15 protein-coding genes and 1 riboswitch are annotated in these 19,089 nt (G+C 65.7%); of the genes, 1 reads left to right on the top strand and 14 read right to left on the bottom strand.

The window, feature by feature from the left end:
- Positions 1-51: 51 nt before the first annotated feature.
- Together metF and ahcY are read right to left on the bottom strand one after the other, a co-directional pair.
- Positions 52-936: a methylenetetrahydrofolate reductase [NAD(P)H] gene (gene metF / locus FAZ11_RS04370; RefSeq protein WP_241493235.1), complete on the bottom strand. Its 885-nt coding sequence runs from the start codon at positions 934-936 to the stop codon at positions 52-54.
- Complete coding sequence (ahcY, locus tag FAZ11_RS04365) at positions 936-2,342, bottom strand: adenosylhomocysteinase (protein WP_058766228.1); 1,407 nt, start codon at positions 2,340-2,342, stop codon at positions 936-938. The genes metF and ahcY overlap by 1 nt, the downstream gene beginning before the upstream one ends.
- Before the next feature lie 22 nt (positions 2,343-2,364).
- A riboswitch (S-adenosyl-L-homocysteine riboswitch) is annotated at positions 2,365-2,506 on the bottom strand.
- A gap of 151 nt (positions 2,507-2,657) precedes the next feature.
- Here ahcY and FAZ11_RS04360 point away from each other — a divergent pair.
- Positions 2,658-3,053, top strand: coding sequence for an acyl-CoA thioesterase (locus FAZ11_RS04360; RefSeq protein ID WP_058765611.1), 396 nt, complete (start codon positions 2,658-2,660; stop codon positions 3,051-3,053).
- On the opposite strand, the gene FAZ11_RS04355 is transcribed toward FAZ11_RS04360, so the two are convergent.
- The 12 genes from FAZ11_RS04355 to FAZ11_RS04300 all read right to left on the bottom strand — a co-directional run bounded on the left by FAZ11_RS04355 (position 3,037) and on the right by FAZ11_RS04300 (position 18,910).
- The gene (locus FAZ11_RS04355; protein WP_058782976.1) at positions 3,037-5,811 is read right to left on the bottom strand and encodes a hybrid sensor histidine kinase/response regulator; all 2,775 of its coding nucleotides are present in this window, start codon (positions 5,809-5,811) and stop codon (positions 3,037-3,039) included. The two genes, FAZ11_RS04360 and FAZ11_RS04355, sit on opposite strands and share 17 nt — an antisense overlap.
- Before the next feature lie 92 nt (positions 5,812-5,903).
- Complete coding sequence (purD, locus tag FAZ11_RS04350) at positions 5,904-7,187, bottom strand: phosphoribosylamine--glycine ligase (protein WP_058766226.1); 1,284 nt, start codon at positions 7,185-7,187, stop codon at positions 5,904-5,906.
- Positions 7,188-7,276: 89 nt separating this feature from the next.
- Positions 7,277-8,869 carry a bifunctional phosphoribosylaminoimidazolecarboxamide formyltransferase/IMP cyclohydrolase gene (gene purH / locus FAZ11_RS04345; protein WP_058782998.1) on the bottom strand — a complete coding sequence of 531 codons (1,593 nt, stop codon included), beginning with the start codon at positions 8,867-8,869 and terminating at the stop codon, positions 7,277-7,279.
- Positions 8,870-8,935: 66 nt separating this feature from the next.
- Positions 8,936-9,256, bottom strand: a complete 321-nt coding sequence (fis, locus tag FAZ11_RS04340; RefSeq protein WP_058764995.1) for a DNA-binding transcriptional regulator Fis — start codon at positions 9,254-9,256, stop codon at positions 8,936-8,938.
- A complete protein-coding gene (gene dusB, locus FAZ11_RS04335) occupies positions 9,253-10,245 on the bottom strand; it encodes a tRNA dihydrouridine synthase DusB (protein ID WP_058782977.1) in 993 nt (330 codons plus the stop codon). Before dusB ends, fis begins: the two co-directional genes overlap by 4 nt.
- A gap of 156 nt (positions 10,246-10,401) precedes the next feature.
- Positions 10,402-11,802: a DUF3426 domain-containing protein gene (locus FAZ11_RS04330; protein ID WP_137279059.1), complete on the bottom strand. Its 1,401-nt coding sequence runs from the start codon at positions 11,800-11,802 to the stop codon at positions 10,402-10,404.
- 110 nt (positions 11,803-11,912) lie between these two features.
- Positions 11,913-12,788, bottom strand: coding sequence for a 50S ribosomal protein L11 methyltransferase (gene prmA / locus FAZ11_RS04325; RefSeq protein WP_058782979.1), 876 nt, complete (start codon positions 12,786-12,788; stop codon positions 11,913-11,915).
- Between the two features lie 227 nt (positions 12,789-13,015).
- Positions 13,016-14,362: an acetyl-CoA carboxylase biotin carboxylase subunit gene (gene accC / locus FAZ11_RS04320; protein ID WP_058764988.1), complete on the bottom strand. Its 1,347-nt coding sequence runs from the start codon at positions 14,360-14,362 to the stop codon at positions 13,016-13,018.
- A 16-nt stretch (positions 14,363-14,378) separates the two neighbouring features.
- Complete coding sequence (gene accB, locus FAZ11_RS04315) at positions 14,379-14,843, bottom strand: acetyl-CoA carboxylase biotin carboxyl carrier protein (RefSeq protein ID WP_058764986.1); 465 nt, start codon at positions 14,841-14,843, stop codon at positions 14,379-14,381.
- Between the two features lie 55 nt (positions 14,844-14,898).
- On the bottom strand, positions 14,899-15,345 hold the full coding sequence (gene aroQ, locus FAZ11_RS04310; RefSeq protein ID WP_058782980.1) for a type II 3-dehydroquinate dehydratase: 447 nt from the start codon (positions 15,343-15,345) through the stop codon (positions 14,899-14,901).
- Positions 15,346-15,461: 116 nt separating this feature from the next.
- Complete coding sequence (dsbD, locus tag FAZ11_RS04305; RefSeq protein ID WP_058782981.1) at positions 15,462-17,234, bottom strand: protein-disulfide reductase DsbD; 1,773 nt, start codon at positions 17,232-17,234, stop codon at positions 15,462-15,464.
- Positions 17,235-17,290: 56 nt separating this feature from the next.
- Positions 17,291-18,910: a response regulator gene (locus tag FAZ11_RS04300; protein WP_058765005.1), complete on the bottom strand. Its 1,620-nt coding sequence runs from the start codon at positions 18,908-18,910 to the stop codon at positions 17,291-17,293.
- Positions 18,911-19,089 lie beyond the last annotated feature (179 nt).

Raw genomic sequence — 19,089 nt, 5'->3', positions numbered from 1 at the left:
GAAGCGGTAATCACGATTGGTTGAAGCCGCCACCCTTAGGTATGACGAGCCTCAAAAGCCAAGATTTCGCCAAATGGCGATACAAGGCTCCGCTTGGTTCAGGGTATAGAAGTGCACACCGGGTGCCCCGCCTTCGAGCAGACGCTCGCACAGGGCGGTCATGACTTCTTCGCCGAAGGCCTGGATGCTCTGGGTATCGTCCCCATAGGCTTCCAGTTGCTTCCGCAGCCAGCGAGGCAATTCTGCACCGCAGGCGTCGGAAAAACGTGCCAACTTGCTGTAGTTGGTGATCGGCATGATGCCAGGAATCACTGGAGCTTCGACTCCCAGTTTGCGGACACGTTCCACAAAATGGAAGTAGCAGTCGGCGTTGAAGAAATACTGGGTGACCGCACGGTCAGCACCGGCCTGCATCTTGTACACGAAATTGCGCACGTCGTCCGTAAAGCTGCGCGCCTGCGGATGGGTTTCCGGATAGGCGGCGACCTCGATATGGAAGTGATCGCCGGTTTCCTCGCGGATGAAGGCGACCAGGTCGCTGGCATGGCGCAACTCGCCACCGCCCGACAGGCCCATACCAGAGGGCAGATCGCCACGCAGGGCGACGATGCGGTTGATGCCGGCTTCGCGGTACTGCTGCAGCAGTTCACGCAGCTTGGCCTTGCTGTCACCCACGCAGGACAGGTGCGGCGCGGTCGGTACGCCGACCTCGTCGTTGAGCTGGCGCACGGTGCGATAGGTACCATCGCGAGTGGAGCCGCCAGCGCCGTAGGTGCAGGAGAAGAACTCCGGCCCATGGCCCGCCAGTTCCCGCGCCGTGGCGATCAGCTTCTCGTGCCCGGCCTCGGTCTTGCAGGGAAAGAATTCGAAACTCAGACTGGGTTTCACGTCGTCTCTCTCGTCAGCAGCCCCGCCCTCGCGGGCGGGGCTGGCCATCAGTAGCGGTAGCTGTCCGGCTTGAAGGGGCCGTCCTGGGTCACGCCGATGTAGCTGGCCTGGGCCGGGGTCAGACGGGTGACGACGCCACCGAAGCCTTTCACCATTTCCAGCGCCACTTCTTCGTCGAGCTTCTTCGGCAGGACCATGACGGTGACATTGGCGGTCTTCTCGGCGACCGGCAGGTCGGCGAACTTCTCCTGGTACAGGTGAATCTGCGCCAGCACCTGGTTGGCGAAGGAGCCGTCCATGATGCGGCTGGGGTGGCCAGTGGCGTTGCCCAGGTTCACCAGCCGGCCTTCGGCCAGCAGGATCAGGTAGTCGTCGTTGGCCGGATCGACGGTCACGCCGGTACGGTGGATCTTGTGTACCTGCGGCTTCACCTCTTCCCAGCCCCAGTGCTTGCGCATGAAGGCGGTGTCGATCTCGTTGTCGAAGTGACCGATGTTGCACACCACGGCGCGCTTCTTCAGCGCCTTGAGCATGTTGGCGTCGCAGACGTTGACGTTGCCGGTGGTGGTCACGATCAGGTCGATCTTGCCCAGCAGGGCGCGGTCGACGGAGGCTTCGCTGCCGTCGTTCAGGCCGTCGACGTAGGGCGAGACCAGCTCGTAGCCGTCCATGCAGGCCTGCATGGCGCAGATCGGGTCGACTTCCGAGACCTTGACGATCATGCCTTCCTGGCGCAGCGAGGCGGCCGAGCCCTTGCCCACGTCGCCGTAGCCGATCACCAGCGCCTGCTTGCCGGAGAGCAGGTGGTCGGTGGCGCGCTTGATGGCGTCGTTGAGGCTGTGGCGGCAGCCGTACTTGTTGTCGTTCTTGCTCTTGGTGACCGAGTCGTTGACGTTGATCGCCGGAACCTTCAGGGTACCGTCCTTGAGCATGTCCAGCAGGCGATGCACGCCGGTGGTGGTCTCTTCGGTGATGCCGTGCACGCGCTCCAGTACCTGGGGGTACTTGTCGTGCAGGATCTGGGTCAGGTCACCGCCGTCATCCAGCACCATGTTGGCGTCCCAGGGCTGGCCGTCCTTGAGGATGGTCTGCTCGATGCACCACTCGTACTCGGCCTCGGTCTCGCCCTTCCAGGCGAACACCGGGATGCCGGCGGCGGCGATGGCGGCGGCGGCCTGGTCCTGGGTGGAGAAGATGTTGCAGCTGGACCAGCGCACTTCCGCGCCCAGGGCCACCAGGGTCTCGATCAGCACGGCGGTCTGGATGGTCATGTGGATGCAGCCGAGGATCTTGGCGCCAGCCAGGGGCTGCTCGCCGGCGTACTTGCGGCGCAGGCCCATCAGGGCGGGCATTTCCGATTCGGCGATGATGACTTCGCGACGACCCCAGGCGGCCAGGGAGATGTCGGCGACCTTGAAATCGTTGAAAGCGGCAGGCGTGAGGACAGCGCTCATTGAAGAGTCTCCATTCGTTAGGTGCGAATGGGCGCCGTTGATGCGTTCTGATGACGCTCCGCTCGAGCCTGACAACGTCTGGCGTCATGCCCGCCGACTGTCCGCGCCTGCGGCGGGTCGGCTAGGATGGGATAACGCAGCGTGCTGCAGCGCCCCTCGAACGGAAGGCGGGGCGGCCTGGTGGCCGCGGTGCGCGGGCAGTATAACGAGGATCGCGATAAACCCAAAGGGTGGCGCTGTGCCTCATGTCGACCGGAATCTCCCGCGCGTACCCTGATCAGATGTTCCAACCGCTTGGATACTCAAGGAGTCCTGATGAACTTCCATACCCGCAAATGGGTGAAACCCGAGGACCTCAACGCCAATGGCACCCTGTTCGGTGGCAGCCTGCTGAAGTGGATCGACGAAGAGGCGGCGATCTACGCCATCGTCCAGCTGGAAAATCCCAAGGTGGTGACCAAGTACATCTCGGAGATCAACTTCATCAGCGCCTCGCGCCAGGGCGACATCATCGAACTGGGTATCACGGCCACCGAATTCGGGCGTACCTCCATCACCCTGAGGTGCGAGGTGCGCAACAAGATCACCCGCAAGAGCATCCTCACCATCGACAAGATCGTCTTCGTCAACCTGGACGAAGCGGGCAATCCCGTCCCGCATGGCAAGACGGAGATCACCTACGTCAAGGACAGGTTCAAGGATTCGCCCTGAGTCCCGTGGCGGTCACGTCCAGACGACGTCGCTCGGCCCAGTAGAGCAGTAGTTCGCGTAGTTGCGAGAGTTCGATCGGCTTGCCCATGTGGCCATCCATGCCGGCCTCCTGGGCGCGATCCTTGTGCTCGGCGAGGATGTGCGCGGTCAGGGCCACCACCGGGGTACGCGACCTGTGGTTCTGCTGCTCCCAGGCCCGCAACCGGCGGGTGGCGCCGAAGCCGTCCAGCAGGGGCATCTCGCAATCCATCAGGATGAGGTCGTAGCTGTTCTGCTGGATCTTCTCGAAGGCTTCCAGGCCATTGCTCACGGTGTCGGGGTCCACGCCAAGCTTCTTGAGCATGCCGCGGATCACCTTGACCGAGATGCTGTTGTCCTCGGCCACCAGCACCCGGAAATCGGCCGGGATGCCGCTGGGCTGTTCCTGGGGCTCTGGCTCGTTGATGCGCTGGCCGCGCCGGGACAGTTCGTCGGCGAGGGTCGCCCTCAGGGTATAGCCAGCCACGGGCTTGGCCAGGATGCGCTTGATGCCGGCGTTGCGGGCGATGACCTTGCTCGGGGCGTTGCTCAGGCCGGTGAGCATGATCAGCAAGAGGTCGTGGTTGAGATTCTCGTCTTCGTTGATGCGGGCAGCGAGCTGCATGCCGGTCATGCCCGGCATCTGTTGATCGAGCAGCACCACGTCGAAGTACTCGCGCAGGTGTGACTGGGTACGTAGCAGCGCCAGGGCCTCGCGACCCGAGGCCGCGGTGACCACCTGCATGCCCCAGGCGCTGCACTGCTGCTGCAAGACCTTGCGGCAGAGTTCATTGTCGTCCACCACCAGCACCCGCACGTCCTGCAGGGGATAGTCGCTGTCACCGCGGGAGAGCACCAGCGCCTGGGCCGGGATGGGCAGGCTGATCCAGAAGCTGGAACCCCCTTCGGAGTTGTTCTGGATACCGAATTCGCCCTGCATCAAGAGCACCAGCTGGCGGGCGATGATCAGGCCGAAGTCCAGGCTGTCGGTGTCGCCGGTGAGGAAGTCCCGGCTGTTGAGGTGACTGGACAGCAATTGACGACTCAGGGTCGCGTCCAATGGCGTACCGCTGTCCTGGACCGCGATGCGCAGCCGGGGCGCCTGGCCGGTGGCCTCTTCCAGGGACATCACCAGCAGGATCTCGCCTTCCTCGGTGCGTTGGAAGGCGTTCTCCAAGAGGTTGAGCAGGATCTGGCGCAGGCGCGTGGGATCGCCGATGAAGCGGCGGGGTACCTGGGGCTGGATGAAGCTGAGCAACTCGACCCGGTGCTCTTCGGCGCGGGGTCGGAAGATGTCCAGGCAGTCGTCGAGCAGGGCGTTGAGGTCGAAGGTCACCTCTTCGAGTTCGATCTGGCCGCTTTCCAGGCGGGTGATGTCGATGATCTCGTTGATCAGGTTGAGCAGTTCGGCGCCGGCGCTGTGGATGGTCTGCACGTAGTCGCGCTGCTTGGCCGACAGCGCCGTGCCCTGCAGCAATTCGGTCATGCCCAGCACGCCGTTCATGGGCGTGCGGATCTCGTGGCTGATGCGCGAGAGGAATTCGGCCTTGCCCTTGAGTTCGGCGTGGTTGGCAGCGCGATCGCGGGTCTTGGCGAAATGCTCTTCGCGCAGGTAACGGCGCCGTTCTTCCAGCGCCAGGGTCAGCAGGATGCCGCTGAGCATGCAGCTGCTGATCAGGGCGCGACCCAGCCAGATGGGGGCGTTGGCGTAGCCGGCCAGGATCGGCAGGGCGATCAGGCAGGACAGCCCCAGCAGGGCGCAGCTCGCCATCAGCAGGCGGGCATAGCGGGCCCCCTGGTGCCAGCGTTCGACGGCGATGACCAGGCAGGCGAGCAGGACCAGAGCATTGACCGCCATCAGCCAGTCGCCCAGGTAGACGTCGCCCGCGGCGATCCGCACCAGGGCGGCCAGACCGATCAGCACCAGCAACCCCTTGATCAGGCGGCGGGTCCAGACCGGTAGCCTTAGCCAGCCGAAGAAGGCACCGATCAGATTGAGGCCCGCGGCGCTACAGGCGAGGACGGACAGATCGGTCATCAGCGGCGCCTGTCCCTTGAAGGCACCGAGCAGGAATTTGCTCAGGCCGAACAGGTTCATGGCCACGCAGACCAGCATCACCAGCAGCAGGGTAAGGGCGCTGGTGGCTCGGCTGCGGTAGTAGAACAGCTGTACGCCGTTGTACAGCGCCAGCATGGCGAGACAGCCGAGCAGGACGCCGAACATCACCAGGCGATGGGTGACCTCGGCTTCGGCACTGTTGCTCAGCGTCAGCGAGATACGCATCGGCTGGGGCGATTCGAAGCGGAGGAACAGGTCCAGCGTCTCATTGCTGGGCGGCACGGGAAAGACGAAGTCGCGGCTGATCTGCTGGGGCGTCAGCAGCGGCCTGGCCAGGCCGTCGCGAATCTCACTGATGAGCTGATTGTCGCTGTAGGCGTAGAAGTCCAGATAGGCGACATTGGGCGAAACGATGCGCAGCAGGCGCTGCTGGGCGGCGGGCTGGATGCGGGTGTGCAGCCAGAGCGCACCAGGCCCGGCGGGGCGGTGGGTCTTGTTGGCGATCAGCGGCTTGAAGGCGGAGAGACGATCACGGACGTCGTCGAGCCGGAATTCGCCTGTGGCATCTTCGTATTGCGCCCAACCCGCATCCGGCGGACTCTCGGCTTGCACGGAATTGGCCACCAGCAGCAACGCTAGCCAGGTGACCACAAAGCCTAGGGCGATCCAAAGCCTGTGCACGAGAGTTCCCTTCGCGGATACAGATATCGAGTATAGAACAGACCGCCTGGGTCGTTAACGTTACGTCAAGGCGGCCTGCCGCTGGGCGAACGTCACTGTCGTTCGCGGGCGATGGCACGGTAGCCGATGTCGCTACGGAAGAAACAGCCATTCCAGGAAATTTCGTGAGCCAGGGCATAGGCGTTCTGCTGCGCAGCGGAAACCGTATCACCTAATGCCGTGGCGCACAGCACCCGACCGCCGGCGGTTACCACCTGACCGTCGCGCAGCGCGGTGCCCGCATGGAACACCTTGCCCGGCAAGGCCGCGGCGGCGTCGAGTCCGCCAATGGCATCGCCCTTGGCGTAGTCGCCCGGGTAGCCACCGGCCGCCAGGACGATGCCCAGGCTCGGTCGCGGATCCCAGCAGGCTTCGATCTTGTCCAGCGCCTCGGCCAGGGCGGCCTCCACCAGCAATACCAGGCTGGATTGCAGGCGCAGCATGACCGGCTGGGTCTCGGGATCGCCGAAACGGCAGTTGAATTCGATGACCTTGGGCGCACCGCTGGCATCGATCATCAGGCCGGCATAGAGGAAGCCGGTATAGACGTTGCCTTCGCTGGCCATGCCGGCCACGGTGGGCTCGATGATTTCGCGCATGACGCGGTCGTGGACTTCGGGGGTCACCACCGGCGCCGGCGAATAGGCGCCCATGCCGCCGGTGTTGGGGCCGCTGTCGCCGTCGCCGACGCGCTTGTGGTCCTGGCTGGTGGCCATGGGCAGCACATTCTTGCCGTCGACCATGACGATGAAGCTGGCTTCCTCGCCGTCGAGGAATTCCTCGATCACCACCCGCGCGCCGGCGTCGCCGAAGGCATTGCCGGAGAGCATGTCGCGTACCGCGTCCTCGGCTTCGGCCAGGGTCATGGCGACGATAACGCCCTTGCCGGCGGCCAGGCCGTCGGCCTTGATGACGATGGGCGCACCCTGTTCGCGCAGGTAGGCCAGGGCCGGCTCCACCTCGGTGAAGTTGGCATAGGCGGCGGTGGGGATGTTGTGGCGCGCCAGGAAATCCTTGGTGAAGGCCTTGGAGCCTTCCAATTGCGCGGCGGCGGCGGTGGGGCCGAAGCAGGGCAGACCGCGACTGCGGAACAGGTCGACCACCCCGGCCACCAGGGGCGCCTCGGGACCGACGATGGTCAGCTCGACGTTGGCGGCGGCGAAGTCGGCCAGTTGCTCCAGGGCCAGGACGTCGAGGGCGACGTTCTCGCACTTGGCTTCGGTGGCGGTGCCGGCGTTGCCGGGGGCAACATAGACCTTGGTGACCCGGGTGTCCTGGGCGACCTTCCAGGCCAGGGCGTGTTCACGACCACCGCTGCCGATGATGAGTACGTTCATGAGGCTTTCCTCTGGGCGGACACCAGGAGCATCCGCCACGCAAAGTGGTATCGACGGCGAAGACCCCCTGGCCCTCGCCGCGGCGGGCCTTAGTGGCGGAAGTGGCGCATGCCGGTGAAGACCATGGCGATGCCCGCTTCGTCGGCGGCGGCGATGACTTCGGCATCGCGCATGGAGCCGCCCGGCTGGATCACCGCAGTGATGCCGTTGGCCGCAGCGTTGTCGATACCGTCACGGAAGGGGAAGAAGGCGTCCGAGGCCATGACCGCACCGGCCACGGCGAGGCCGGCGTGCTCGGCCTTGATGGCGGCGATACGCGCCGAGTTGACGCGGCTCATCTGGCCGGCGCCGATGCCCACGGTCTGCTGGCCCTTGGCGTAGACGATGGCATTGGATTTGACGAACTTGGCCACCTTCCAGGCGAAGATCAGGTCCTGCAGCTCCTGCTCGCTGGGCGCGCGCTGGGTCACCACCTTGAGGTCGGCGGCGGTGATCATGGCGATGTCGCGGCTCTGCACCAGCAGACCGCCGTTGACGCGCTTGAGATCCAGGCCGGGCTTGCGCTCGGCGGGCCACTCGCCGCACTCCAGCAGACGGACGTTGGCCTTGGCCGCGACGACTTCACGGGCCTCGGCGCTGACGCGCGGGGCGATGATCACCTCGACGAACTGACGCTCGACGATGGCGCGGGCGGTCTCGGCGTCCAGCTCGCGGTTGAAGGCGATGATGCCGCCGAAGGCCGATTCGCTGTCGGTGGCATAGGCCAGCTCGTAGGCCTGGCGGAGGTCGCCGGCCACGGCCACGCCACAGGGGTTGGCGTGCTTGACGATGACGCAGGCCGGCTCCGCGTAGCTCTTCACGGTTTCCAGGGCGGCGTCGGTGTCGGCGACGTTGTTGAAGGACAGCTCCTTGCCCTGCAACTGGACGGCGGTGGCCACGCAGGCTTCGCTGGCGTGCTCGACGTAGAAGGCCGCCTGCTGGTGGGGGTTCTCGCCATAGCGCATGTCCTGCGCCTTGATGAACTGGGCGCTGAAGGTGCGCGGGAAGGCGGCGCGGCCCTCGGTGGACAGGGTCTCGGCCTGCTGGTCGATGCTGCCCAGGTAGTTGGCGATCATGCCGTCGTAGGCGGCGGTGTGCTCGAAGGCCTTGAGCGCCAGGTCGAAACGCTGGGCGTAGGTCAGGCCGCCGGCCTTGAGGTCGTCGATGATGGACGCGTAGTCGCTGGCATTGACCACGATGGCGACGTCCTTGTGGTTCTTGGCCGCGCTGCGGACCATGGTCGGACCGCCGATGTCGATGTTCTCGATGGCATCGGCCAGGCTACAACCGGGCTTGGCCACGGTGGCGGCGAAGGGGTAGAGGTTGACCGCGACCAGGTCGATGGGACGGATGCCGTGCTCGCTCATCACCTCATGGTCGACGCCACGCCGGCCGAGGATGCCGCCATGGATCTTCGGGTGCAGGGTCTTGACGCGACCGTCCATCATTTCCGGAAAGCCGGTGTAGTCGGCGACTTCCACGGCCGGGATGCCTTCGTCGCGCAGCAGCTTGTAGGTGCCGCCGGTGGACAGGATTTCCACGCCGATGGCCGCGAGTTCACGGGCGAAGTCGACGACGCCCGTCTTGTCGGACACGCTGATCAGCGCACGGCGGACGGGGAGGCGAGAGGTCTGGTCGGTCATGGTCATGTCCATCAGGAGAAGAGAGACCGCCGGTCGAGCCTCCTGGCCCGCCGGCGAGGAGGCGGATCAGAGCAGGTCGTACTGCTTGAGCTTCTTGCGCAGGGTGCCGCGATTGAGCCCGAGCATTTCCGAGGCCTTGGTCTGGTTGCCCTTGACGTAATTCATCACGCTTTCGAGCAGGGGTGCTTCCACTTCGCAGAGCACCATGTTGTAGACGTCGGTCACCGGCTGCCCATCGAGATGGGCGAAGTAGTTGCGCAGCGCCTTTTCCACGCTGTCGCGCAGCGTCTGGCCCTCCTGCAGGGGGGCGGTCAGATGCTGCTTGAGATCGCCGTTGTCGCTCACGGGCGCTATTCCAGTCAAAGAGGTCTCGGTCATCGAATTCATGCCACCTGCTTCCCGATCGGGGGCTGCGCGAAGAAGGCGCGAATGCTGGCGTGCTGCGCGTCCGCGTCTTGCAAACGATTGAACAGGGCGCGCGATTCCGCTGCGCCGGGACGATCGGCCAGGTACCAGCCGACGTGCTTGCGGGCGATGCGGACACCCATCTCCGGGCCATAGAAGGCGTGCAGGGCGTCCAGGTGCTCCAGCAGGATGGTTGCCACCTCGGCATCGCTGGGAGCCGGCAGGTGTTCGCCGGTCGCCAGGTAGTGGGCGATCTCGCGGAAGATCCAGGGGCGGCCCTGGGCCGCGCGGCCGATCAGCAGGCCGTCGCAGCGGGTATGCTCGAGCACCGCGCGGGCCTTTTCCGGGCTGTCGATGTCGCCATTGGCGAACACCGGGATGCCGACCGCCTGCTTGATGGCGGCGATGGTGTCGTACTCGGCCGTGCCGAGGAATCTATCGTCCCGGGTCCGGCCATGCACGGCCAGGGCCTGGATGCCGGCGGCTTCGGCCAGCTGCGCGATGCGCAGGCCATTGCGATTCTCGGGGTTCCAGCCGGTGCGGATCTTCAGCGTCACCGGCACGTCCACCGCGGCCACCACGGCGGCGAGGATCTCGGCCACCAGGGTCTCATCCTTCATCAGCGCCGAGCCGGCGGCCTTGTTGCAGACCTTCTTGGCCGGGCAGCCCATGTTGATGTCGATGATCTGGGCACCCAGTTCGACGTTGCGCTGGGCCGCTTCGGCCAGCATCGCCGGATCGCCGCCGGCGATCTGTACCGAGCGCGGCTCCTGCTCGCTGGCGTGGATCAGGCGCAGCCGGGATTTGCGGCTGTCGTAGAGACGCACGTCGCTGGTCACCATTTCCGACACGGCCATGCCTGCGCCGAGTGCCAGGCACAGTCGACGGAAGGGCAGGTCGGTGACCCCGGCCATGGGCGCGAGGATCAGCGGATTGGGCAAGGTATAAGGGCCGATGCGTACCATCGACATATCTTTTTCCCTGGCGAATAGGCGCCTGTTCCGCCTGCGCCGGGAACCGGCCGCGGACAGGGGCTGCTGTGCTTGAAAAGGGTTGGGAATGATACCCGCTCGCCGCCTCGGGATAAAGCGCGAGTTGGCTAGTTTATGAGCAATTCGCCCCTGGGCTCACTCCGGCGAGAAGAAGCTCAGGCTGTAGTTCACCGCTCGCGGACCGGGGTCGAGGATGTCCAGGGCGATGTGGATCGGCGTCTGCGGCGGCATCTCGTCCTGGCCCTTGAGCTCGCCGCTCAGGTATTCGCTCGGCTTGAAGCGGCGGCTGGCGATCAGTTGGCCATTGAGGTCGGCGAAGCGCAATTCGAGCAGCGGAAAGGGCTGCGAAAAGGGCGCCCGGTTGTAGAGGATGGCATCGACGCGCAGGGCGCCGGAGAATTGCGGATGACTGCGCACCACCAGGTTGCTGCTGCGGATCTGCGAGACATCGACCCTGGAGGGCACCTTGCAGCCCAGGCTGGCGCAGGCCTGGACGAACAGCGGTCGATAGTCGTCCTGCCGCGCCAGCTCGTCGAAGTGGTAGTAGACGTACTGGCCGGCCAGGGCGAGCAGCGCCAGCAGGCAGAGGAAGATCCACAGCAGGCGCCGGCCCCAGCGCGGGCGTTCGCGATACGTATCCAGCTGCAAGGGGTCGTCGTGCAGATCGACCAGGGGATCGTCCTGCCATTCCGGTTCGCTGCGCAGGGCGGCCGCCGGCTTGGCTGTCACGGTGTCATCTTCGCCGTCGCGATCGGCGCTGAGCGGCTCGACGGCGGGCTCCTGCCAGTCGTCCAGGCGCCCCAGTCCGGGCTCGGCCCGGTCATCTTCGTCGGCATCGACCCGTCCGAGCGCCGGCTCCTGGCGTTCGTGCGGCGGCGCGGTCAGGGGGGCAGGCGGTGGGGCGGGCGCAGGGCGCAAGGGGGCGCGAGGCGCGGCGAGTACTGCCGGTTCGGCGATTGGCTCGGGCGCCCCGATGGGTTCGCGCCGGGACTCGGTTTCGCGAGTGGCTTCGAAAGAGGGCTCGTCTGCGGGCAGTCGTTCGGGCTCCGCGTGCAGGCCCAGGGGTTCCGGTTCGGGCTCCCGCTCGGCGGTGACCGCACCCAGGGCGGGCAGCTCGAGCAGCTCTTCGTCGTCCTGCGGGCGCCGCGCGGCCAGGCCTGGCTCAGGCGCGGGCTCTTCCTGCGGGGTCGTCACGGCGGGTGCGGATGCGGGTGCTGGCTCGGCCGGAGGCGTCCGGCGTTGCTCCTCCAGCGCACCCAGGCGGGCGACCTCGGCGTCCAGTTCCAGATGGCTCAGGTCGAGTTCGTCGTGCGGCCAGTTGGCTTCGCGGGGGGAGGGTGCCGCCGTTGGCGCGGGCGTCGCCCCTCTGGCAGGCGTCGCTTCCGGCGCGGTCAGGGGCGCTGCTTGGTTGGTGGCGTTGAACACTTCCAGGCAGACGCCGCACCTCACGTCACCGTCCGCAGCGGCCAGATGTTCCTGGGTGACGCGGAAGCGAGTATGGCAATGCGGGCACTGGGCGACGAGAGAATCGGTCATGGCGAGGCGACAGCCAGGGAATTTAAGCGCGCTAGTGTACCCGAAGGCCCTGGCGAAAGAAGCGCCTCCGCCAGGCCGCCGGGTGAGCGGCTTGGCGGTGGGACAACCGCTTAGCGGCGGCGGGTACCGCTGATGCGCACCCAGCCGTCGAGGGTGGCGGTGGGCTCCAGGTCGAAGCAGCCGGCGTAGGCGGCGCGGACGTCCTCGGCCTGCTCGGCAAGGATGCCGGACAGAGCCAGGCGACCGCCGATGCGGGTGAGGCGGGTGATCTGCTCGGCCAGGCCGACCAGCGGACCGGCGAGGATATTGGCTACCACCACGTCGGCCGGTTCCGCCGGCAGGTCGGCGGGCAGATAGAGGGGGAAGCGTGCCGGATCGATGCCGTTGCGGTTGGCATTCTCCCGCGAGGCTTCCAAGGCTTGGACGTCGATGTCGGTGCCCACCGCGCGCTCGGCGCCCAGCAGCAGGGCGGCGATGGCGAGAATCCCCGAGCCGCAGCCGAAGTCCAGTACCTGGCGACCCGCGACCGGCTCGCCGTCCAGCCACTGCAGGCACAGCGCGGTGGTTGGATGGGTGCCGGTGCCGAAGGCCAGGCCCGGGTCCAGCAGCAGATTGACCGCGTCCGGCTCCGGTGCTTCGTGCCAGCTGGGCACGATCCACAGCCGCTGGCCGAAGCGCATGGGCTGGAAGTTGTCCATCCAGCTGCGTTCCCATTCCTGGTCTTCCAGGCGTTCCACTTCGTAGGTCAGGCCGTTGGCCAGTAGCTGCACGCGCTGCTCCAGGGCCGCGGCGTCGGTGTCGCCTTCGAACAGGGCCAGCAGATGGGTCTGGGACCACAGCGGCGTGGTGCCCAGGTCCGGCTCGAAGATCGGCTGATCCTCGGCGTCCATGAAGGTCACCGAGACAGCGCCCAGTTCGAGCATGAGGTCTTCGTAGGTTTCCGCCTGGGCGGGGGTGAGGGCGAGGCGGACTTGCAGCCAGGACATGGTGGGCTACCTGAATCGGATCAAAGCGGGGAGGGTAAATGAAAACGGGCTGCCCGAGGGCAGCCCGTCTTTTGGGTAAGAAGCCGGCGGGACGAGCAAGCTATAGGTCAGGCAAGGCGGAAATCGCCGAGGAAGCCCATTTCACCTAGGGTAAATGGGCATTCCGACCGGGCTGGCGATCCAGGCGGTTTCCAACGCAGCCTGGCCGACGCGCAGCCGTCACGTTTTTAGTGGCGCAGGCCGAGCTTCTTCTCCAGGTAGTGGATGTTCACGCCGCCCTGGCCGAAGGCCTGGTCGCGGGTCAGCATCCGGTGCAGATCGGCGTTGGTCTTGATGCCGTCGACGATCAGTTCGTCCAGGGCGTTGCGCATCCGGGCCATGGCCTCGTCGCGGGTCTTGCCCCAGGTGATCAGCTTGGCGATCAGCGAATCGTAGTTCGGCGGAACCTTGTAGCCGCTGTACAGGTGCGAATCCACCCGCACGCCATTGCCGCCCGGTGCATGGTAGTGCTTGACCAGGCCCGGGGAGGGCATGAAGGTCTTGGGATCTTCGGCATTGATCCGGCACTCGATGGCGTGACCGGTGATCTTGATGTCTTCCTGCTTGATCGACAGTTTGTTGCCCGCAGCGATGCTGAGCATCTCCTTGACGATGTCGACGCCCGTGATCATCTCGGTCACCGGATGCTCCACCTGCACGCGGGTGTTCATCTCGATGAAGTAGAAGCGGCCGTCTTCGTAGAGGAACTCGAAGGTGCCGGCGCCGCGGTAGCCGATGTCGATGCAGGCCTTGACGCAGCGGGCCAGGACTTCTTCGCGGGCCTTCTCGTCGATCTGGGGCGCAGGCGCCTCCTCGATGACCTTCTGGTGACGACGCTGCAGCGAGCAGTCGCGGTCGTAGAGGTGCACGGCGTTGCCCTGGCCGTCGGAGAGCACCTGGACTTCCACGTGACGCGGATTGCCGAGGAACTTCTCCATGTAGACCATGGAGTTGCCGAAGGCGGCGCCGGCTTCGGTCTGGGTCAGCTTGATCGACTTGATCAGCTCGGCCTCGTCCTCGACCACGCGCATGCCGCGACCACCACCGCCACCGGCGGCCTTGATGATCACCGGATAGCCGACTTCGCGGCCAATGCGCAGGCACTCGGCCTCGTCATCCGGCAGGGCGCCGTCGGAGCCCGGAACGGTGGGGACGCCGGCCTGCTTCATGGCGTTCTTGGCGGACACCTTGTCGCCCATCAGGCGAATCACGTCGGCGGTGGGGCCGACGAAGGCGAAACCAGACTGCTCCACCTGCTCGGCGAAGTCGGCGTTCTCGGCGAGGAAGCCGTAGCCGGGGTGGATGGCGGTGGCGCCGGTGACTTCCGCGGCACTGATGATGGCCGGGATGTTCAGGTAGGACTGGGGCGAGGGGGCCGGGCCGATGCACACCGATTCGTCGGCGAGGGACAGATGCATCAGTTCGCGGTCGGCGGTGGAATGAACCGCCACCGTCTTGATGCCCAGCTCCTTGCAGGCACGCACCACGCGCAGGGCGATTTCCCCGCGGTTGGCGATCAGGACTTTTTCCAGCATCGTGGGCTCCACGGGCTTAGACAATGGTGAACAGCGGCTGGTCGAATTCGACGGGCTGACCGTTCTCGACCAGCACCTGGCCGATGGTGCCGCTGGCTTCGGCTTCGATGTGGTTCATCATCTTCATGGCTTCGACGATGCACAGGATGTCGCCTTTCTTCACCTGCTGGCCGACTTCGACGAAGGGCGGGGTGGTGGGCGAGGAAGCACGGTAGAAGGTGCCGACCATGGGCGAACGCGCCACGTTACCGGTCAGTTGCGGAGCGGCGGCTTCGGCGGCGGGAGCAGCAGCGGCCGGAGCGGCAGCCGGAGCCGGGGCGGCGACCGGAGCGGGTGCGGCGGCGTAGACGGTCTGCATGCCCTGGCCACGGCCGGTGTTGCGGCTGATGCGGACGGATTCTTCGCCTTCGCGGATTTCTAGCTCGTCGATACCGGACTCTTCCAGCAGCTCGATCAGTTTCTTGACTTTACGGATGTCCATTGGCGTTGGCTCTCCCCTCGGGTTCTTGATGATGTTCTAGAGAATCAGGTCGCGCTCAGCTGCGGTTGGCGAGCTGTTCGCAGGCGGCTTCCAGCGCCAGGCGGTAGCCACTGGCGCCGAGCCCGCAGATGACCCCGACCGCCACGTCGGAAAAGTAGGAGTGGTGGCGGAAGGGTTCGCGCTTGTGCACGTTGGATAGGTGCACCTCGATGAATGGGATGCTCACCGCGAGCAAGGCGTCACGTAGGGCGACGCTGGTATGGGTGAAGGCGGCCGGATTGATCAGGATGAAATCCACCCCTTCGTCACGCGCGGCGTGGATGCGTTCGATCAGCAGGTGCTCGGCATTGCTTTGCAGGTACTGCAGACGATGCCCGGCGGCCTTGGCACGCGCCTCGAGATCGGCGTTGATCTCTGTCAGGGTGGTGGCCCCGTACACGCCCGGCTCCCGGGTGCCCAGCAGATTCAGGTTGGGCCCATGCAGTACCAGCAGATGCGCCATAGCCGCTCGCCTCACGTTTTCGCAACCAGATTGGCCGCGGACTATGCCGCAACCGGAGGTGACTGTCCAGTCGCTGGACGTTTGCCGGAAATGCCGGCACGTTGGGCGAAATTTATCTAATCGCTGGCGATCAGCCTTTTCGCCTGGTCCAGCCGGGCAAGAAAGGCGGCGGCATCGATTTCGCCGACGATACGACTCGCATAGGCTTCCTTGCCGTGCCGATCGTAGAACAGCACGGCGGGTGGACCGAACAGACCCTGGCGCTCCAGCCATTGCCGTTGTTCCCGGGTGCTTTGCGTCATATCGAAGCGAATCAGCGTGAAGTCGCGCAGTTGCGCCTGCACCGCCGGGTTATCGAAGACCTCGCGTTCGAGCAACTTGCAGCTGATGCACCAGTCGGCGTAGACATCGACCAGCACCGGACGACCCTGGCCGAGACTGGCGGCCAGCGCCTGCGGATCGCTCAGGGTACGCATGCCGTCCTGGCGTGCGGTTGCCGAAGGCGCGGCGGATTCGCCCAGTGGTCGCAGTGGATCGCTGGCACCGCGCAGGGCACCGATGCCACAGGTCACGCCGTACAGCAGCAAGGCCAGGCCGGCCAGTTGCAACAGCCGCTGGCGGGGGGGCTTGGGCACGAACTCCAGGGCGCCGAGGAAGAGACCGACACCGGCGGACAGCAGACCCCAGGCGGCCAGCGCCAAGGGTCCCGGCAGCAGGCGTTCGAGCAGCCAGAGCGCCACGGCCAGCAGGAGCACACCGAAGGCATTGCGCATGCCCACCAGCCAGGCGCCACTGCGCGGCAACAGGGCCCCGCCGCCCGCTGCGACCAGAATCAGCGGGGTACCCATGCCCAGGCCGAGGGCGAAGAGGGCAAGACCCCCACCCAGCCAATCGGCAGTGCTGCTGATATAGAGCAGCAGCCCTGCCAGGGGCGCCGATACGCAAGGCGAGACGATCAGGCTGGACAGCACGCCCAGCACCGCGGCGCCGCCGACCGAGCCGCCACGGGTACCGCTGGCCAGGTGTTCCAGGCGATCGCGCAAGGCGCCCGGCAGTCGCAGTTCGAAGAGGCCGAACATGGCCAGGGCGAATAGCAGGAACAGCAGGGCGAAGGGGATCAGCACCCAGGGCGATTGCAGTTGCGCTTGCAGGTTGAGACTGGCGCCGAAAACGCCCATGAGCGCGCCCAGGGAGGCAAAACTCAGGGCCATGGGCACCACATAGGCCAACGCCAACACTAGGCCACGTCCCGGGCGTGCCTTGCCGGCCAGCACCACCGCCGACACGATGGGCAACATCGGCAGTACGCAGGGCGTGAAGGTCAGCCCGAGTCCGGCGAGAAAGGCGAACAGGAGCCGCGTGCGCCAATCCTGCTCGGCGACGGAAGAGGATGCCTCTTGCGTGGCCGTCGGGGAGGCCGTCGCCCCCGCGATCTCCAGGACGCGGGTTTCCGGTGGATAGCAGAGTCCGCGATCGGCGCAACCTTGATAGGTGACCTTGATCTGGCCACCGCGGTTGGGAGCCAGGGGCAGGGGTATGTCCACTCCGGTGTGATAGACCTGGACGTCGCCGAACCATTCGTCGTGCTTGGGCTCGCCGGGTGGCAGCGGTACCGGGCCGGTCAGCAGGCCGGGAGTGGCGTCGAAGGCGAAGCGCTGACGATAGAGGTAGTAGCCTTCGGCGATGATGAAGCGCACCACCGTGCGCCCCTCGGCGTCGCGGCGCTGCTCCAGGCGAAAGGCCTGATCCACCGGCAGGAAGGCCTGACTGGCGCGCTGGCCGTTCAGCCCCAGCTCGGCGGCCGGTCGCGGCGCATCGAACAGGCCGGCCGTGGCGGGCGGGGTCAGCAGCAGGGTGAGCAGGGTGAGCAGGAGCAGCAGGACACGCATGGGCTTCTCAACGGTCGGCAGCGGCCGATCATAACAGAGGTGCCAGCAGCGTCCGGCTAGTCCTGGCCGTACTGGCGTACGCAATTGCGCCCGGCCCGTTTGGCACTGTAGAGCGCCTCGTCCGCCTGCTTGGCCAGCAGCGTGATCTCCTGGCCGGGCTGTAATTGCGCCAGTCCTGCGCTGAAGGTGCAACTGAGTTCCTTGGGCGGCGCGGGAAAGCAGATTTCAGCGAAGCGCTGGCGGATCTCTTCGATCAAGCGCATGGCGGTGGGCAGATCGGTATCCGGCAGCACCACGGCGAATTCCTCGCCACCGTAGCGGCCGATGTGATCGGATTTGCGCAGCCGCTGCTTGAGAAACAGCGCCAGACTCTTGATCACCCGATCCCCCATGGGATGACCATAGTGGTCGTTGACCTGCTTGAAATGGTCGATGTCGAGCATGGCGAAGGTGATCGGCCGCTGGGTACGCCGGGCGCGGAAGCAGGCGTCTTCCAGCAATTGCAAGGTATGGGTGTGGTTGTACAGACCGGTGAGGCTGTCCTGGACGATGCGTGCCTGGAGGCTGCGGGCGCGAGCGGCGCGGGTGCGCACGGTGGCGATCAGGTGGCGCGGCTTGATTGGCTTGGTGAGGAAGTCGTCGCCGCCTTCACTCATGGCGTCCAGCTGCTTGTCGAGATCGCCCTCGGCCGACAGATAGATGATGGGGACGCTGACATAGCGCTCGTGCTGGCGGATGACCTTGGCCAACTCGGTCCCGATGCACTCGGGCATGTACATGTCGAGGATGATCAGGTCGGGGGCGAATTCGGCTAGGTGGGCCATGACCGCGCCCGGTTGCATCAGGGTGCGGGTGACGATACCGGCACTGTTGAGTGCCATTTCCGTGGCCATGGCCTGGGCGCGGGAGTCGTCCACCACCAGGGCGCGGATCGGATCGTAATAGACGGTGCGGGTGAGGGTTTCGATCTTTTCCAACAGGCGCGCCGAATCCAGGGTGCCGGTGTAGAACTCCTGGCCACCAGCCCGGACCGCCGCCAGGCGAAACGGCGTATCGGCTTCCTGGTGGCTGTAAAACAGCACCGGCAGCTTGCGCTCCAGGCCGACCTGGGCTTCCAGGGCCAGCTGGATGCCGGCGCCCGTGCCACCGAAGTCCACATCCATGACGATCACTGCGGGGTGACGGCTGTCCATCATCTGGCGGAAGTCATCGGTATCGCGGCTGATCTGGATGATGACGCCGAAATACTCCATCTGCTGGGCCAGCCGCTCGGCGCGCTCGATATCGAGCAAGGCGATATAGATCGGCTTGCGTAGCGGCGGCAGGCTGGTGGTTTCCAGTTGATCGCCCTGGCGCAGCCCAGTGTGCGACAGGCTCTGCATGGCCTGGCTGAGTTCGGTGATGGCCTGACTGTTGAGCCGGCCCCGGTTGGCGACCACCTGGATCAGGGTGCCGCCAATGGCTTCGGCGAGGTCGGCATGCCCCTGCTGCTCGAAGCGCTTGGCGTATTGCAGCAGACGCGCGTTGGCGTCGGTCAGTTCGGCGAGGCTGCTGGCATTCCACTCGTTTCGTTGCAGCCGCTGCCAGATCTCCAGGACCTGACGCGATTGATGAATGACCCGCTGGGCGAAGTGCAGCTTGAGGCGGTCTCGATTCGGGTCGTCATGCTCGCTCACGAAATGATCCATCATTCTTGAGGTGGTGGCCCTATGCTACCAATTGCTGACTGGCAGGGGGGAGGCGGTACTCTGGTTAGCGGCGGCAATGCCGCGGGGACGGACACTGCCGGTCGCTTCTGGAGTAGCGTTCGTCGCTTGCTGCTCTAGTCTGGAAGGTGGCGGCTGACGCGGCCTTG

The sequence above is a fragment of the Pseudomonas rhizoryzae genome, from assembly GCF_005250615.1.
Classification (GTDB): Bacteria; Pseudomonadota; Gammaproteobacteria; order Pseudomonadales; family Pseudomonadaceae; genus Chryseomonas; species Chryseomonas rhizoryzae.
This window is presented reverse-complemented; position numbering and strand designations above follow the sequence as displayed.

What these genes read in the sequence shown, in the direction of transcription:
- metF (WP_241493235.1), bottom strand. Translation starts at nt 936, where the DNA reads ATGGCCAGCCCCGCCCGCGAGGGCGGGGCTGCTGACGAGAGAGACGAC.
- ahcY (WP_058766228.1), bottom strand. Translation starts at nt 2,342, where the DNA reads ATGAGCGCTGTCCTCACGCCTGCCGCTTTCAACGATTTCAAGGTCGCC.
- FAZ11_RS04360 (WP_058765611.1), top strand. Translation starts at nt 2,658, where the DNA reads ATGAACTTCCATACCCGCAAATGGGTGAAACCCGAGGACCTCAACGCC.
- purD (WP_058766226.1), bottom strand. Translation starts at nt 7,187, where the DNA reads ATGAACGTACTCATCATCGGCAGCGGTGGTCGTGAACACGCCCTGGCC.
- purH (WP_058782998.1), bottom strand. Translation starts at nt 8,869, where the DNA reads ATGACCGACCAGACCTCTCGCCTCCCCGTCCGCCGTGCGCTGATCAGC.
- fis (WP_058764995.1), bottom strand. Translation starts at nt 9,256, where the DNA reads ATGAATTCGATGACCGAGACCTCTTTGACTGGAATAGCGCCCGTGAGC.
- dusB (WP_058782977.1), bottom strand. Translation starts at nt 10,245, where the DNA reads ATGTCGATGGTACGCATCGGCCCTTATACCTTGCCCAATCCGCTGATC.
- FAZ11_RS04330 (WP_137279059.1), bottom strand. Translation starts at nt 11,802, where the DNA reads ATGACCGATTCTCTCGTCGCCCAGTGCCCGCATTGCCATACTCGCTTC.
- prmA (WP_058782979.1), bottom strand. Translation starts at nt 12,788, where the DNA reads ATGTCCTGGCTGCAAGTCCGCCTCGCCCTCACCCCCGCCCAGGCGGAA.
- accC (WP_058764988.1), bottom strand. Translation starts at nt 14,362, where the DNA reads ATGCTGGAAAAAGTCCTGATCGCCAACCGCGGGGAAATCGCCCTGCGC.
- accB (WP_058764986.1), bottom strand. Translation starts at nt 14,843, where the DNA reads ATGGACATCCGTAAAGTCAAGAAACTGATCGAGCTGCTGGAAGAGTCC.
- aroQ (WP_058782980.1), bottom strand. Translation starts at nt 15,345, where the DNA reads ATGGCGCATCTGCTGGTACTGCATGGGCCCAACCTGAATCTGCTGGGC.
- dsbD (WP_058782981.1), bottom strand. Translation starts at nt 17,234, where the DNA reads ATGCGTGTCCTGCTGCTCCTGCTCACCCTGCTCACCCTGCTGCTGACC.